Raw genomic sequence first — 15760 nt, forward strand, 5'->3', positions numbered from 1 at the left:
GCTTAGCCTCTGAGCTGTTTTGTTTTGGTCGCCAAATAGGTCGCCAAATCGCCGGCAAAAGGTACCTCGCTTCATGAAAGAGCGGTTCTGAACGTCAGTTTAGCCTTGTCATCTCAATCGAGTGGGGGTTGACCATTTTGAACATAACCATGCATCTCGTTGACGTTTCTGCGATCGATCCCGGCGAGACCGTTGATATGGCATCAATCGCGAGACGTTATGCCTCGCGTGCCTCCAATGGAGATCTCCCCATTGCGTCTCGGAGGGAAGCTGCGGGCGTGGGTCTGCTGCTTCGCGACGCCCTGGGTGTCTTCGACGACACCCAGCTTGCGCGTTTTGCTTTCGGCAAGATCGAGCTTGCGGATGGGGAGGCCCCCTCTATTTCCATTTCACATGGCGGAAGCGTGGCCGTCCTCGCTGTTTCCGATGTTGCTCGGTCGGTCGGAGGACCTATTGGCGTGGATATCGAGGCGGTCGATGAGATTGTACCTATTGCGGTTGAGCGTATGGCGAGCTCAAGGGAACGGGCGTGGATTGACGCTGCGGCAGATTCGCGGGAACGCGCCTTTCGGCTGTGTCGGGTTTGGACGCGTATCGAAGCCGTCCTGAAGGCGGAGGGGTCCGGCTTTTCAATCGATCCCCGCAAAGACGGGTTGCCGAGCGGATGGTTTACTTCCTCGGTGGTGTTTGGCCAGTGTGTCATCTCTTGTGCAGCGCGTTCTATGCCCCATATCGCTATTGAGGAGCATGCCTTTCGGGTAGCATAGTAGCCAATCGCCAACAGGGGAGGCCTTCTATGTCACTGAACGCTCAAAACGATATTGCTTCGCGGATCGAAGGCGCCGTCTTTGAACTTATGGCGACAACGCCTGTGCAATCGATTAAGGTCACCGACGTACTCCGTCTTGCCCATACATCAAAATCAACCTTCTATCGTTGCTACCGCTCTGTCGATGATGTGGTCAAGCGCTTTGAAGATGAGCTGCTCCAGAACATGCAAGACATTAACGACGTTGCCCTTGAGGCTCGTTTTGGTGATGCGCAGCTTGATCCCACGCCCACGATGATCAAGCGCATGGAAATCCTCAAGGCCAATCGCTCGAAAGTCCTGGCGCTTAACAGCGATAACGGTGATCCCGTGTTTGCACACAAGGCAACGATCTTCATGCATGACTATTTTCGCGATCGTTTGCGGTCGACGTTTTCGGACGAGACGGACCTCGATCTGTATCTTGCTTTTGCGCTTGCGGGCCACCATAACCTCATCCAGTATTGGCTCGAAGTCCGGCCTGACCTTGAGGCACGAACCGTTGCCGCCGCGCTCAATCGCATGTTCTACGCACCGCTCTTTGTCGACGATGCATCGCGCCATTGGCATCCGCGGATCCCTGATTTCGATAATACGCTCGGATGAACGGTCGCTATTTACGGGTAAATGGTTAGATTCATGGCGGTGTCATAATGATTTGCCGAATCCTTGCATTATTGATAAGACCATTTACCTGCTATTTGGAACGCTTTTGCCCTATGGGTCTCAAATGATGGGACACATAGGGCCTTTTTGTCCCATACGTCCTGTCTTGCCCCTCGTAAACTAAAGTCACGTTCAAGAGAACCACTGCAGTAGTTCAACGTGTGACGGCACAGAAAAGCCGCGAGCGCTCTCTCACCTTCGCTCGCGGCCGGACTGCGCCATCACTCCGTACACCTTCACATGATTAGGATGTGATATTCAGTGGTTACGCTCGGAAAGAACATGCGCAGCGTCTCGATTGTAGGCGTAGGCTGCACCCCGTTCAAGGATTTTGAGGAGCATCCCGAGACCCAGGGTATTGGCGAGGGCGAGGCGTTTGGCTATGCGGCCCTCGAGGCAATTGCCGATGCCGGTCTTGAGCCCCGCGATATCGATTTTTTCTATCACGGCAGCGCCAATCCCTATCTCGTTGGCGATTGCATTACCCCCAACATGCAGGTTGCCGATTGGTTTGGCGTTCGCGCCAAGGGTTCCGTCCATCATTCCGAGGCTTGCTGCACGGGCTACGTCGCCCTTGAGCAGGCCGTGATGGCAGTCGCCTCCGGTGCCTACGATGTCGTCCTTACGGGTGCCTGCGATTTGGCTTCGACCCTTCCCGTTGAGCACATGCCCTCGCATATTCGCCAGGACTTTACGCTCGACGTCATGATTCCCTCGCTCGATAAGATCTATGACCGCGCGTATGGTCGCCCGCTCGATGGTGCCTTTGGCGTGTCGTTCGACAACTGGATCAACGAGTATTCGATGCAGTACGACCTTACTGCCGATCAGATCGATGACGCCCTGAACGGCCTTACCAAGAGCCTTCGCCGCGGTGCCGTCCTGAATCCCCTTGCCTGGTACGAGACCACGGTCGAGGAGGATGCGAAGGCAGCTGGGTTCGATACCGCCGACGAGTATCTCAAGAGCATGTACAACCCGCGCGTTACGCAGTACCTGCGCGTTACCGGCTTTGAGAAGAAGTGCGACGGTGCCGCCGCTGTTGTCGTGATGCCCACGGAGAAGGCCAAGGCCATGGGTGTCCCGTATGCACCTATCGAGGTTCTGGGCACGGGCGCCTCTGCCGTCGAAGCCGGCCTGCTTCACAACGAGCACTGGGCTACCGAGCTTGCTGCCAAGCAGGTCTACGACCTTACCGGCGTGAGCCCCGATGAGATCGACCTGTTTATGTGCAATGACTTCTTCCTGGCTTCCGAGATCGTCTCGGCCGAGGAGTGCGGCTATATTCCGCGCGGCGAGGCTTGGAAGTATGCGATCGATGGCCGCACCGCTTTTGACGGCGATAAGCCCATCAACCCGCACGGTGGCCGTTGCAACTTCGGCCACGCTCATGGCGCATCCGGTATCGCCGATATCGTCGAGGCCGTCAAGCAGATGCGCGGCGTCGCCGGTGCAACCCAGATGAAGAAGATTCCTGAGACGGCCTTCCTGCGCGGTTTTGGCGGTTCTCAGAATGTGCGCTGCCAGATTCTTCGTACCGTCGCCTAAGCGACCGCGGTTTTCGATTTCCCATAAGGAGTATTCTCATGCAACTCAAAGATATGGAGCCCGTGGTCAAGAAGTTCTACACGGGTCTTGAAGAGGGCATCTATTGGGCACGTCAGTGCCCCGAGTGCGGAGCCGTCGAGTTTCCGCCTCACCTTGCCTGCAATGCCTGCGGCTACCACAAGACCGATTGGGTCCAGGTTTCCGGTCACGGCCATCTGATCGATTTTACCCTGCCTGGTCCGCAGAACGACAAGCCCTACCTCAAGGAGTATGGCAAGTACGCCTACGGCGCCGTCGATATTGACGAGGGTTCTCAGTACACCTACGTCATCTACGGCATTACCAAGAAGAAGGCCCCCGAGATCCGCGCCAAGCTCATGGCGGGCGAGACCGTTGGTGTCCATGCCAAGGTCATCGATCGACCGGGTTACAAAGAGCTCACGTTCGAGCTTGACGACTAGGCTTTCACACTAGGCTTTCACCCCTATAACAATTCGCTTCCTCTCTTAGGCCACGGCGGGACCCATGTCTCCAGCCCGCCGTGGCTACCCCTCTTTTTAATTAGAAAGGCACCATCATGAACGAAGAACTCACTCAGCAGATCTGCGATTTTGCCAAGTCCGCTTACAACTACGATGGCGATGTGACCCCCGAGACGACGTTTGAGACCCTGGGCAAGGGCTCGATGAAGATGATCGCCCTGACCTCCATGATCGAGAACGAGCTCGATGCCGAGGTCCCCGTTCGCGAGGTCATGGTCATGAAGACCATCCGCGAGCTTATCGAGCGCACTGCCGAAGAGATGGAGTAGCTGCCATGGACCTGATGCAGACCCTGCGCGAGCAGGCTGCCGCCAAGCCTATGCGCGTTGCTTTTCCCGAGGGCGAAAACGAGACCATGATGCAGGCGGTCGCAAAGATCGCCGCCGAGCATCTTGCCGAATGTGTGCTGGTCGGCGACGGCGGTAAGCTCAAGGAGCTTGCCGATGAGCGCGACATCTCCCTTGACGGCATCGAGATTGTCGATGTGACCGACGAGGAGGCGAACACCGCTTGCTGCGAGCGCTATCTTTCGCATCCGGATTGCAAGTTTAAGCCCAAGGGCGCCGCGCGCCGTATGACGCGTCCGCTTGAGCGCGCCCTGATTTTGCAGGTGCTCGGCGATGTCGACGTAATGTTCGCCGGCATCGATAACGCCACGGGCGACATCATCCTGGCGGGTCAAACCATCGTCGGCCTTGCCGACGGGGTGGACACCGTGAGCTCGTGCGGTATCGCCGACATTCCCAACTGGAACGGCGGCGAAGGTGGCCTTTTGGCTTTTGGCGATTCCGCCGTTTGCGTTGACCCCACGAGCGAGGAGCTTGCCTCGATCGCGATTTCGTCGAGCGAAACGGTACGCTCGCTGACCGGATGGGATATCCGTTGCGCGCTGCTTTCGCATTCGACTGACGGCTCGATGGATAACGAGCTTGTCGACAAAGTACGTCGCGCTCGCGAGATTGCCAACGATCGCCGTCCCGACCTTGCCATCGACGGCGAGTTCCAGTTTGATTCGGCGATTAACCACAAGGTTGCGGCCAAGAAGGTTCATCGCGAGTCTGCTGTTGCGGGACAGGCCAATGTGGTCATCTGGCCCGATATCAACGTGGGCAATATCGGCGTCAAGATCATCCAGAACCTGACCGGCGCCAATGCTTACGGCCCCATGCTTCAGGGCTTCAAGAAGATCGTGTGCGATTGCTCGCGCTCTGCGCCCGTCGACGAGATCGTCGGCAACGTGGTGATGAGCTGCGTGCGCGCCCAAGCGCTTAAGGAGGCTTAAGATATGTCCGATAAAAAGACTCCCTGGCGCATCCTGGTAATCAACCCGGGCTCCACTTCCACGAAGGTGGGCGTTTTTGAGGGTGATGAGTGCAAGCTCAGCAAGAACGTTGCGCACGATGCGAAGGACCTCGCCCAGTTCGATGGGGTTTCGGCTCAGATGCCGTATCGCTGCGATCTGATTCTTGGAGCACTGGATGAGGCGGGCCTGAAGCTCGAGGACTTTGATGCATTTGTCGGTCGCGGCGGCGGCTTGCTTTCGCTGCCCGGCGGCACGTATGCCATCAATGAGGTCATGCTCGAGCATGCCCGCGTCGGTGCGAACGGCATTCAGCACCCGGCGCAGCTGGGTCCCCAGATTGCCCATGAGTTCGCTTCAAAGACGGGCAAGCCCTCTTTTGTGGTGAATCCTCCCGATACCGATGAGCTGTGCGACCTCGCACGTATGACGGGCATTAAGGGCGTGTATCGAAACGTGCACCTGCACGCCCTTAATCTTAAAGAGACCGCCATCCGCCATGCGGCAAAGCTCGGTCGCCCCTATGATGAGTGCAACTTCATCGTTTGCCATATTGGCGGCGGCATCTCTATCTCGGCTCACCTTAAGGGCAAGATGGTCGACGGCAACGACATCGTCGGCGGCGAGGGCCCCATGGCGCCGACGCGCTGTGGCTCGGTCCCCGCAATCGAGGTCGCGAAGTATACGGCGGAACATGGCCTCGACGTCGCCCGCGCCCATTGCATGAAGACCGGTGGCTTCGTTGACCTTTTGGGTACGTCCGATGCCATCGAGGTGTGTGAACGTGCCGCTGCGGGCGATAAGGCTGCAGCACGCGCCTGGGATGCAATGGTTTACCAAATCTGCAAGTGGATTGGCGAGATGGCCTGCGTGCTGAAGGGCGACGTCGACGGCATCTTGCTCGGAGGCGGCATGGTCCACAGCAAGGAGCTCGTTGCTTCGATTGAGGAATGCTGCTCTTGGATCGCTCCCGTATCGGCTTATCCCGGCGAGTTTGAGCTCGAGGCGATGGCGTCTGGCGCCTGCCGCGTGCTCGATGGTGTCGAGGAAGCGCTCGTGTACAGCGGAGAACCCGTGTTCACCGGATTCAACGACTGATAGTGCTGTGTTTGGGGCGGCCGCTGGTGATGCCTGGCCGCTCCGACCCTTTTCTTTAAGTGTAAGGATGGATCATGGATAAAACCAAGATCAAGTACCTGGTGGGCATTTACGCAGCCGCCATGTGCATCATGGGCATGCTCGTGCCCGTCCCTATCGTGGCCTCTGTTGCGGCGGCATTTCCCAACGAAAACATCGCTGCCGTCCAGATGATCATCGGCATCATCCCGTTGATGATGGCGTTGTCCGCCATGCTCGTCTCTTCACAGCTTGCCTCTCGCGTGTCCAAGAAGAAGACGACGCTCGTCGGTCACATTATCGTGATGCTGGCAGGCGCCTCGGTGCTGGTGTTCCACGACTCGCTCGGCCAAGTCTTGGCGGCTTCTGCTGTCATGGGCCTTGGTCTCGGCGCCGTGCAGAATTCAACGGACGCTCTTATTGCGGATTACTTTGGCGGAAAGCAGCGCTCGTTCGTCATGGGCATCTACTCCACTTTTGTTGCACTGGGCGGCATTATCTGGACGATGGTTTCCGGCATCTTGGGTTCTGCCGGGTGGTTCCACAGCTATGCGGCGTACTTCATCATGATCATTTTCATCGTGATCGAGGCTGTTTGCCTTCCCGAGGGTCATCTTGAGCCCAAGCGCAAGGTCAACGTGTTTGCCAATATGCCTAAAGAGGTCGCGATTATCACGCTCATGAGCTTTGTGTTCGTACTCACGTTCCAGCTCTTCAGCTCCAACGTTTCGCTGCTTGTTGTGGGTCGCGGCTTTGGCGGTACCGTGGAGGCCGGTCTTGCCTCTACCGTTATGACCGTTGCCGGTATTGCGGCTGGTCTTTTGGTCGGTCCGTTGTTTGCCAAGTTCAAGAACCTGGCTATGCCGATCGCATGGGGCGTGACGCTCGTTGGCCTGGGCCTGACGCTGGTTGCGCCCGCCTTTATGGTACTGTGCGTTGCGGGCTTTGTCGTTGCGCTGGGCAAGGAGACCTATGTGCCGCTGGAGGGCAATTTTGCCGCCGGCAACTCTGCCCCCGAGGGACGTGCGTTTAACCTTGCCATTGGCATGGCAGGCATCAACTTTGGCATGGCACTGTCTCCCATTGTGTTTGAGGCCGTGACGTCGCCGTTTGGTGCAACGATTGACCAGAAGTTCATCGCCGGCATGATCGTCTGTGCGGCTTGTGTCGTCTTTGGCGCCATTAAGTATCGCAAGCTCACCCCGGCCCAGCTTGCCGAGGCCGAGAAGATGGCGGCCGGCGGCGAGGCGGAGTAGCCGCTCGAGTAGTTGCTTTGCCGTACATCATGTTTTATCGGGGCCGCCGACATATGCCGGCGGCCCTCTTTCTATCAATGACTTTGAAAGGTTTACGGCTATGAAGTTACCTGTCAGGCGCGTTATCGGTATTCTCAACGGCTTCTTTAACCCGCTATTGCTCTGCGCGTTTCTCCCCATCATTGAAGGGGCGCCTGGCTTGGATCTGACGGGCCCCACGGGCTTTTGGGGACAACTCATCGTGGCCACGGTGATCGCCGAGGTTCTGAGCGCACTCCCGCTGTTTGGCAAAACAGTTGGTATGTGCCTGGACTTTTTTGGTTTTGAGCAGGGGAGTGCATCACACAAGATCGCCGGTACTGTCATCGGTGCCACGCTCCTTTTTATGGTGATCGGTTTTGGCGAGATTGCCTTCCAGGGAGGATTCGGAACGATTGAAGGCCGTACGTTCTTCGCGCGTTGGGCCGGCCTCGTCACAAAGGGATGGGCCTTTGTGGTTATCGCCGGCGTGCTGCTCGATCCCTTTACAGCGGCTCTCGGCCGCATGATAGTTCGCGAAGAGAAGTAATAGATCCTCGCCTATCGAATGCCGGCGGACGGGGCGCCGGGGCTGTAGTCTTCCGAGCGTTTACAGTCCTGTCGCTCCGTCCGCCGGCATTCGACCGCAACATGTTGGTCAAGCATAATCTTTTGGATTCTTTTGGCGTGAGCGGCTTGGTTTTGGTAGGATTTGTCAGCGGCTTGACTAAGGGGGTTTTATAACTGCCATGCAGGTAGCCGTGTTGGTAACGTTTTACCGACTTGTCAAATACCCCTCATTTTTAATGCGTCTGCAAAATGACTAATTGCTTTGACCTGCTGAAACACTATATGTTGTGTTTGACCTAAAAAAAGAATACAGGATATAGATGCCTCTTTGTCGTATGATAGATGGCGGACAGAGAACGAAGACCTTAACTGCCTCTTTTGAACGTGTCCTTGAGCCGCTTGATCGGCTCTTGGGAATGTCCGCATGGAGGCTTATGGTTTATCGAGAACACAGATTGCGCGACGGCGCCGCAAGACGGGGGCAAGCCCTGCCGGGCATCGTTTGGCTCTGAAACGCAATGAGACTACGACGCGAAAGAGGCAAGAGGATGAAGATCATCAAGCGCAGCGGCACCGAGGTTGTCTTTGACATCGATAAGATCGTCAATGCGATTCGCGCCGCCAACTTGGAGGTCGAGGAGGGCTCTCGTCTTACCGACCGCCAGGTGGTTTATGCGGCGCAAAACGTCGCCGAGGCATGCGAGAACGCGGGCCACACCGTGTCGGTCGAGGAGATTCAGGATCTGGTCGAGGACGAGATCATGCGTCTCGACTGCTACGAGGTCGCTCGCCATTACATCATCTATCGCTATGTTCAGAGCCTGAAGCGCCAGAAGAACACGACCGACGACAAGATTCTGTCGCTCATCGAGTGCAACAACGAAGAGGTCAAGCAGGAGAACTCCAACAAGAACCCGACCGTCAATTCCGTTCAGCGTGACTACATGGCCGGCGAGATTTCCAAGGACCTGACTCAGCGTGTGCTGCTGCCCCAGGAGATCGTGGATGCTCACAATGAGGGTCTGATCCACTTCCATGATTCGGACTACTTTGCCCAGCACATGCATAACTGCGACCTGGTGAACCTGGAGGATATGCTCCAGAACGGTACTGTTATCTCGGGTACGCTGATTGAGAAGCCGCACAGCTTCTCGACGGCTTGCAACATCGCGACGCAGATCATCGCCCAGGTTGCTTCCTCCCAGTACGGTGGCCAGTCGATTTCGCTGACCCATCTTGCCCCGTTCGTCGAGGTGAGCCGTCAAAAGATTCGCGGCGAGGTCGCCCGCGAGCTCGAGGAGCTCGGCGTTTCCGCATCTCCCGAAAAGGTCCGCGAGGTTGTTGAGGACCGCCTGCGTGACGAGATCCGTCGCGGCGTCCAGACGATTCAGTATCAGGTCGTGACCCTTATGACCACCAACGGCCAAGCGCCGTTCGTGACGGTCTTCATGTATCTCAACGAGGCTCGCTCAGCGCAGGAGAAGCACGACCTTGCCATGATCGTGGAGGAGACGCTTCGTCAGCGCTACGAGGGCGTTAAGAACGAAGCCGGCGTGTGGATTACCCCGGCATTCCCCAAGCTTATCTATGTACTCGAGGACGATAACGTTCACGAGAATTCCCCGTACTTCTACCTGACCCAGCTGGCTGCCAAGTGCACCGCCAAGCGCATGGTGCCCGACTACATCTCCGAGAAGAAGATGCGCGAGCTCAAGCTGTCTAAGGGCGAGACCGCCGGCAACGGCGATTGCTACACCTGCATGGGTTGCCGCAGCTTCTTGACGCCCGACCGCTCGGGCAACGGCTTTAACAATGTCGCCAACGCGCTGAACTATGACCCGACCAAACCTAAGTACTATGGCCGCTTTAACCAGGGTGTTGTGACCATCAACCTGCCCGATGTCGCGCTGAGCTCGCATCAGGACATGGACAAGTTCTGGAAGATCTTCGACGAGCGCCTTGAGCTGTGCCACCGTGCCCTGCTGTGCCGTCATGAGCGCCTGATGGGTACGCTTTCGGATGCCGCACCGATTTTGTGGCAGTACGGCGCCCTCGCTCGTCTGAAGAAGGGCGAGACGATCGACAAACTGCTCGTGGGCGGATACTCTACCATCAGCCTGGGCTATGCTGGCCTGTATGAGTGCGTCAAGTACATGACGGGCCACAGCCACACCGAGAAGGAAGGCACGCCGTTTGCCATGGCCGTCATGCAGCGCATGAACGACAAGTGCGCCGAGTGGAAGGCCGAAAGCGATATCGATTTCTCGCTGTACGGTACGCCGTTGGAGTCGACGACCTACAAGTTCGCCAAGTGCCTGCAGCGTCGTTTTGGCATTATTCCGGGCGTGACGGACAAGGGCTACATTACCAACAGCTATCACGTCCACGTGTCCGAGGAGATTGATGCTTTCGACAAGCTTAAGTTTGAGGGCATGTTCCAGCAGCTTTCGCCGGGCGGTGCTATCTCCTACGTTGAGGTTCCCAACATGCAGGACAACCTCAAGGCTGTCATTCGCGTGATGCAGTACATCTACGACAACATCATGTACGCCGAGCTCAACACCAAGAGCGACTACTGCCAGGTGTGCGGCTACGATGGCGAGATCAAGATTGTTGAGGACGATGGCAAGCTGGTGTGGGAGTGCCCCAACTGCGGCAACCGAGACCAGGAGAAGATGAACGTCGCTCGTCGTACGTGCGGCTACATCGGTACCCAGTTCTGGAACCAGGGCCGAACCGAGGAGATCCGCGACCGCGTGCTGCATCTCTAATAACCATCCCAGGCTGCCCCGTAGCGAGGCCCCGGACCTTTACTCGCTATTTCGGACAGTCCTGACTCACGACGGAGGCGCCACTGGCGCCTCCTGTTCGTGTGGAACTCATATCGAGCAAAGGTCCGGGGCCTCGCTACGGGGCAGCCAAGTTGACGTAGCTGAGATGCAGTACGCGGTCTGCTCACTCCTCGAAGTTCTTAGCGGAAATAATTCGGGCTGCAGCTGCGATTTACTTGCGATGGCGGTTGAGCCGCAACTCAGTTTTTATTAGACCACGAACCCTATACTCGATGTTCGCTTCGTTCATTGAGTTACCCTTTGCATGAGGTCGGGACATATCGTCCCGCCCGCAGTTTCGCAGGCCGCAGGCCGAGAATGTTTGAGGACGGGATGATATGTCCCGGCCTCCCGGGAGAGTTACCTATGAACTACGCGAACATTAAGTATTTCGACATTGCTGATGGAGAAGGCGTCCGCACTTCTCTGTTTGTGAGCGGGTGCCGTCGTGGCTGCAAGAATTGCTTTAACTCCGTCGCGTGGGACTTTGCCGCGGGCGAGCCGTTTGATCGTGCCGTCGAGGACAAGATTATCGAGAGCCTCGATCATCCCTTTATTGACGGCCTGACGATTCTGGGCGGCGAGCCTATGGAGCCCGAGAATCAGGCGGGACTCGTTGATTTTGTCGAGCGTGTTCGCGCGGCCTATCCAGCGGGGTCGGGGAAGACTATTTGGTGCTTCACCGGCGATGTGCTCGAGGAGCTTATGCCGGGAGGCCGCCACCATACCGAGGTCACGGACCGTATCCTTGCCTGTCTCGACATGTTGGTGGATGGCCCGTTTGTTCAGGATCTGTATGATATCTCATTGCGTTTTAGGGGCTCGAGTAACCAGCGCGTGATCGATATGAACGCTACGCGCGCCCGTGCTGAGCGTGAGGGCGTTGCGCTTTGTGATGCGGTTGAACTTTGGCGTGATGATCCGGTCTATTCGACCCATACTATGTAGCTTGTGGTCGATGCCGAAGGGCGTGGTACCATAGCGCGAACGTGAAATCGGAAAAGTGAGGCCCAGATGGTCGATCAGGAAAAAGTCGAGGCCGCCATTGAGCTGTTGCTTGAGGGCATAGGCGAGGATCCAGCTCGTGAGGGCCTGCTGGAGACCCCGGCGCGCGTTGCCCGTATGTATGGTGAGATTGCCGGCGGTATGGACCAGAGTGCCGAGGAACACCTGTCCAAAACCTTTGCCGTCGCTTCGAACGATTTGGTTATCGAGCGCGACATCACGTTCTACTCGCTGTGCGAACATCATCTGCTGCCGTTTTATGGCAAGGCCGCCATTGGTTATATCCCTAACGGTCGGGTGGCTGGGCTTTCCAAGCTCGCCCGCACGGTTGAGGTTTATGCCCGCCGTCTTCAGCTGCAGGAGCAACTGTGCGCACAGGTTGCCGATGCCCTCATGGATTATCTCGCTCCCCAGGGAGCGATTGTGTTGATGGAGGCCGAGCATATGTGCATGACGATGCGTGGCGTGCAAAAGCCCGGCACCAAGACCGTGACGCTTGCTCGCCGCGGCGTCTTTGAGACCGATCCCGCGCTCGAGGAGCGTTTCTTTAGGATGCTGGGCCGCTAACCATGAGAGTCGTCAACGACTTTACATCGAAGACCGATGAGGGGACGTCGCGTCGCGGCTTTATGGCTTCGGGCCTGGCCCCCTTTGGTGCCATGCCTCGCATTGATTACATTTGTGCCAACGGGCTGTTCCGGCGGCACCTGGGCAACATCGTACAGTTGGAATCGGGGCGCATCTTCTGCCGCCACGGTATTGACCATCTGCTCGATGTCGCTCGCATTATGTGGATCAAGAATCTCGAGGAACAGCTCGAATTTGACCGCGAGGTCATCTACGCCACGGCACTTCTTCACGATATCGGCAAAGATGAACAGTATGAATCGGGTATATCCCATGATGTTGCAAGCGAACGCGTCGCTGATGCGATTCTCGGCGGCATGCCCGATGACGTGGCGTTTGAGCCGGCCGATGCCGCAGCCATTAAGACGGCCATTCTGGGCCATCGAAAGCTGCGCGTGAACAGCCAACCGCTTGAGCGTCTGCTCTATGCAGCCGACAAAGCGTCGCGCGCCTGCTTTGCATGCCCCGCGCGCAATGCTTGCAACTGGAGCGATGATAAAAAGAACCTGTCGATTCGCGTGTAGTTAGTTTGCGCGGTCGGGGTTCTAAACGAAGGAGACGATCGCGTTGAGTAACAAAAAACTGCCCGAGAATGCAACCAAGACTGAAGGTGCTGAGCTCGCCCGCCGTGGAAGGGGCGAAATATCCACCGCAACGGCGGTGCCTCACGTGAGCTATGACGATCTGCGCCATGCCGATCGTATTGTCATTGACGGCCTTGAGGTTTTTGCCAACCATGGCGTGTATCCCGAGGAGAACGCGCTGGGTCAGAAGTTCATCGTTTCTCTGGTGCTCTATGCCGACCTGCGCGCGGCGGGGGAGCACGATAACCTGGATGCCTCGATTGACTACGGCTCGGTGTGCCACGATGTCGATGGCTATCTGCGCGAGCATACGTTTAAGCTCATCGAGGCGGCAGCCGAGGGGACAGCCCAGATGCTGCTGCGCCGTTATCCCTCGCTGCTTGGTGTGCGCATAAAGCTCGATAAGCCGTGGGCTCCTGTTGGCCTGCCCCTGGCAAGCTGCGGCGTCGAGATCGAGCGCGTGCGCTAGTCGGCGCTAGAGCTTGTTGAGGGGTGGCTGCTTGAGCCGCTGAGACAGTGCTCTATTGTTGGGACAGTACGTGTCGAGCAGGGCGTGAAAGCGCTGATTGTGGCTCGGCTCGAGCAGATGGACGAGCTCGTGGGCGACAACCATGTCGAGGCATTCGACAGGGTAGGCGGCGAGCTCGCGCGCGATGCGAATGGCGCCGGTCTTGGGCGTGCATGATCCCCAGCGCGTTTTCATGCTGCGCACGGAGACGCGGGCCACGGTGACGCCCATTGCGATTTCGTACGCGTGCACCATATCGTACAGTGCCGTGGTGACCTCGGTTGCATAGAGCTGGTCGATACGGGCTTGGAGCTCATCGGACGTTAGGCCGTCGAGGATTGCGTGCCGCTTGGCCTGTGGGCCTTCGTCCGATTCATCGGTACCCATAAAACTTGCGAAGGTGGCCTGTTTGGGTCGCGGTGCGGGTGATGCAAAGTTGTGATCGAGTGCATCCTGTACCGTGATGGGCTTGCCCCAAAGTGCAATGATGGACGAGGGGCTGAGCGGCTCTCGTGCCGTCGCCTGACGTTGCTCGCGCTGGGCAAGTCGGCTGATAATCCAGGCGCTGTTGCGCTTCACAAACGCTTCGATACGCTCGCGGCTGGCGCCGATCGGTGCGCTGGCGTGGACCTCGCCGCTCGATGTGACGCGTAGGTTGAAGTTCTTGACGCGCTTTTTGGTAACGACGACGGGGATGGTCGTCCCATCCGGTCGGGATGCGGAAATCGTAAACTGCTGCGTCAAAAGCGGTCCTTCAGATCGGGGACGGGCCGGCATGTCGACCGTTCGGCATGCCGGCCCGCTCAAGGGATGTGAAATTAATAACGCTCGAAGAAGGCAAGCGCGTTGTCGCTGCAGAGCTTTTGCATCACGGTCTTGCCAAAATGCTTGGAAAGCATGTTCTGGAACTCGGGCATCTTGCTGGCATCGGAGAGGAAAGCGGGCACCGTGGCGCCGTCCCAGTCGCCGCCGAGCGCGATGACGTCCTCGCCGCCCAGGTCGAGCCAGTGCTCGATATGCGCCGCCAGCTGGTCGAAGGTGACGTCTGCGGCGGTCTTGTCGGTTGCGTCGTTGGAAAGGAACTCGCTGCAGTAGTTGAGGCCGACGATGCCACCCATGTCGCGAATGGTGCGGAACTGGTCGTCGGTAAGGTTGCGTTTGGCGCCGCAAACCGCACGGGAGTTGGAGTGGCTGGCGACGAAGGGACGCGTGGCGCGGGCGGCGGCCTCGTCAAAGCACTCATCGTTGAGGTGGGAGACGTCGAGCACCATGCCGGCGTGCTCCATCTGCGTAAGCGCCTCGATGCCGGCGGCGGTGAGGCCGGCGTGGGTGTCGTGGCCGCTCGCGAGCGGTCCCTGCGCGTTCCAGCTGAGTGACGACATAAGCACGCCCAGGCTCTTGAGCACCTCGATCAGCGCGGGGTCCTCGGCAAAGAACGTGGCGTTTTCGATGGTGTGGATGCAAGCGACCTTGCCGTCCTTGAGCGCGGGGCGAATGTCTGCGGCGCTGCGCACGTTGACCATACGGTCGTGGTTGAGCATTGCCTGGCCGCTCATATGCGCCATGATCTGCGCCTGGAAGCGCGCGGCGTGGGCGGTGGGAATCTCGTCGGGGACAAACGTGGCGAAGCACTGTGCCCACGGCGTGTTGCCGATCTTTGCGAGCGAGATGGCACAGGCGTTACCCTCGATGAGGTCGAAATCTTGCGGATGCGTTTCGTCGCCGGGGAAATAACCGTCGGTGCCGGCGGTAAAGCGCAGGTCGAGATCGAGCGTGGCCCAGCCGATTCGGTCGGCAGTGTCGCAGTGTAGGTCAAATACGGGATATGCCATGGTTCCTCCGGTTGCAGCGTTTCTTTGCAAACTGTCATTGAATTGTATGACTAGGGTATAGTTAGCGCCATATGTTCACGGCGGCCCGCGTTGTGCGCCGCCCTTATCACGGAGGTTACCATGTCCAACCAGGGCAAGAAGGTCAAGACCCATTATCGCGGCACGCTCGATGACGGCACGCAGTTCGATAGCTCCTACGATCGCGGCGAGCCGCTGGAGTTCACCTGCGGCGCCGGTCAGATGATCAAGGGCTTCGACGCCGCTGTTGTCGACATGCAGGTGGGCGAGAAGAAGACCGTGCACATTCCTGCTGCCGATGCCTACGGCGAGCACAATCCCGAGATGGTTCTGACCTTCCCGGCCGAACAGGTTCCCAACATCGAGCAGATCGAGAAGGGCATGAAGCTTTTCCTGTCCACGCCGAGCGGTATGCCCGTTCCCGCCGTGGTCATCGACGTAACGCCCGAGGCTGTGACGCTCGACGCCAACCACGAGCTGGCCGGCAAGGACCTCAACTTTGATATCGAGCTCGTTGAGGTCGAGGGTTAG

Annotated in this window: 17 protein-coding genes; 15 read left to right on the forward strand and 2 right to left on the reverse strand. The window is 57.9% G+C overall.

Features of this window, described 5'->3' with window-relative positions; translation table 11 throughout:
- Positions 1-278: 278 nt before the first annotated feature.
- The 14 genes from DXA43_RS05200 (at position 279) to folB (ending at position 13340) form a co-directional block, all read left to right on the forward strand.
- Positions 279-767, forward strand: a complete 489-nt coding sequence (locus DXA43_RS05200) for a 4'-phosphopantetheinyl transferase superfamily protein (RefSeq protein WP_158564942.1) — start codon at positions 279-281, stop codon at positions 765-767.
- A gap of 29 nt (positions 768-796) precedes the next feature.
- Complete coding sequence (locus DXA43_RS05205; RefSeq protein ID WP_117806464.1) at positions 797-1414, forward strand: TetR/AcrR family transcriptional regulator C-terminal domain-containing protein; 618 nt, start codon at positions 797-799, stop codon at positions 1412-1414.
- Positions 1415-1735: 321 nt separating this feature from the next.
- On the forward strand, positions 1736-3022 hold the full coding sequence (locus DXA43_RS05210; protein WP_233503833.1) for a thiolase family protein: 1287 nt from the start codon (positions 1736-1738) through the stop codon (positions 3020-3022).
- A gap of 38 nt (positions 3023-3060) precedes the next feature.
- Positions 3061-3483 (forward strand): Zn-ribbon domain-containing OB-fold protein, encoded by a 423-nt coding sequence (locus DXA43_RS05215; protein WP_117583871.1) that lies wholly within the window; start codon positions 3061-3063, stop codon positions 3481-3483.
- A 116-nt stretch (positions 3484-3599) separates the two neighbouring features.
- Entirely contained in the window at positions 3600-3833 is a 234-nt protein-coding gene (locus DXA43_RS05220) for an acyl carrier protein (protein ID WP_117806465.1), read from the forward strand.
- Positions 3834-3838: 5 nt separating this feature from the next.
- Positions 3839-4846 (forward strand): phosphate acyltransferase, encoded by a 1008-nt coding sequence (locus DXA43_RS05225; RefSeq protein ID WP_117806466.1) that lies wholly within the window; start codon positions 3839-3841, stop codon positions 4844-4846.
- Between the two features lie 3 nt (positions 4847-4849).
- Positions 4850-5962 (forward strand): butyrate kinase, encoded by a 1113-nt coding sequence (gene buk, locus DXA43_RS05230; protein WP_117806467.1) that lies wholly within the window; start codon positions 4850-4852, stop codon positions 5960-5962.
- Between the two features lie 74 nt (positions 5963-6036).
- Positions 6037-7236, forward strand: coding sequence for an MFS transporter (locus DXA43_RS05235; protein WP_117806468.1), 1200 nt, complete (start codon positions 6037-6039; stop codon positions 7234-7236).
- A 100-nt stretch (positions 7237-7336) separates the two neighbouring features.
- Positions 7337-7804, forward strand: coding sequence for a hypothetical protein (locus DXA43_RS05240; RefSeq protein ID WP_118449081.1), 468 nt, complete (start codon positions 7337-7339; stop codon positions 7802-7804).
- Positions 7805-8372: 568 nt separating this feature from the next.
- The gene (nrdD, locus tag DXA43_RS05245) at positions 8373-10595 is read left to right on the forward strand and encodes an anaerobic ribonucleoside-triphosphate reductase (RefSeq protein WP_117806470.1); all 2223 of its coding nucleotides are present in this window, start codon (positions 8373-8375) and stop codon (positions 10593-10595) included.
- A 426-nt stretch (positions 10596-11021) separates the two neighbouring features.
- On the forward strand, positions 11022-11603 hold the full coding sequence (gene nrdG / locus DXA43_RS05250; protein WP_117735798.1) for an anaerobic ribonucleoside-triphosphate reductase activating protein: 582 nt from the start codon (positions 11022-11024) through the stop codon (positions 11601-11603).
- 66 nt (positions 11604-11669) lie between these two features.
- On the forward strand, positions 11670-12227 hold the full coding sequence (gene folE / locus DXA43_RS05255; protein WP_117800884.1) for a GTP cyclohydrolase I FolE: 558 nt from the start codon (positions 11670-11672) through the stop codon (positions 12225-12227).
- Between the two features lie 2 nt (positions 12228-12229).
- Complete coding sequence (locus tag DXA43_RS05260) at positions 12230-12811, forward strand: HD domain-containing protein (protein WP_172622418.1); 582 nt, start codon at positions 12230-12232, stop codon at positions 12809-12811.
- Positions 12812-12854: 43 nt separating this feature from the next.
- Positions 12855-13340 (forward strand): dihydroneopterin aldolase, encoded by a 486-nt coding sequence (folB, locus tag DXA43_RS05265; protein WP_055251396.1) that lies wholly within the window; start codon positions 12855-12857, stop codon positions 13338-13340.
- Between the two features lie 6 nt (positions 13341-13346).
- On the opposite strand, the gene DXA43_RS05270 is transcribed toward folB, so the two are convergent.
- Positions 13347-14123, reverse strand: coding sequence for a M48 family metallopeptidase (locus DXA43_RS05270; RefSeq protein WP_231501581.1), 777 nt, complete (start codon positions 14121-14123; stop codon positions 13347-13349).
- Positions 14124-14197: 74 nt separating this feature from the next.
- Entirely contained in the window at positions 14198-15211 is a 1014-nt protein-coding gene (locus tag DXA43_RS05275; RefSeq protein WP_117773764.1) for a dipeptidase, read from the reverse strand.
- Positions 15212-15331: 120 nt separating this feature from the next.
- Between DXA43_RS05275 and DXA43_RS05280 the strand changes: the two genes are divergently transcribed.
- A complete protein-coding gene (locus DXA43_RS05280; protein ID WP_035138874.1) occupies positions 15332-15760 on the forward strand; it encodes a peptidylprolyl isomerase in 429 nt (142 codons plus the stop codon).

Origin of the sequence: Collinsella sp. OF02-10, assembly GCF_003463445.1 — a bacterium.
Lineage (GTDB): Bacteria > Actinomycetota > Coriobacteriia > Coriobacteriales > Coriobacteriaceae > Collinsella.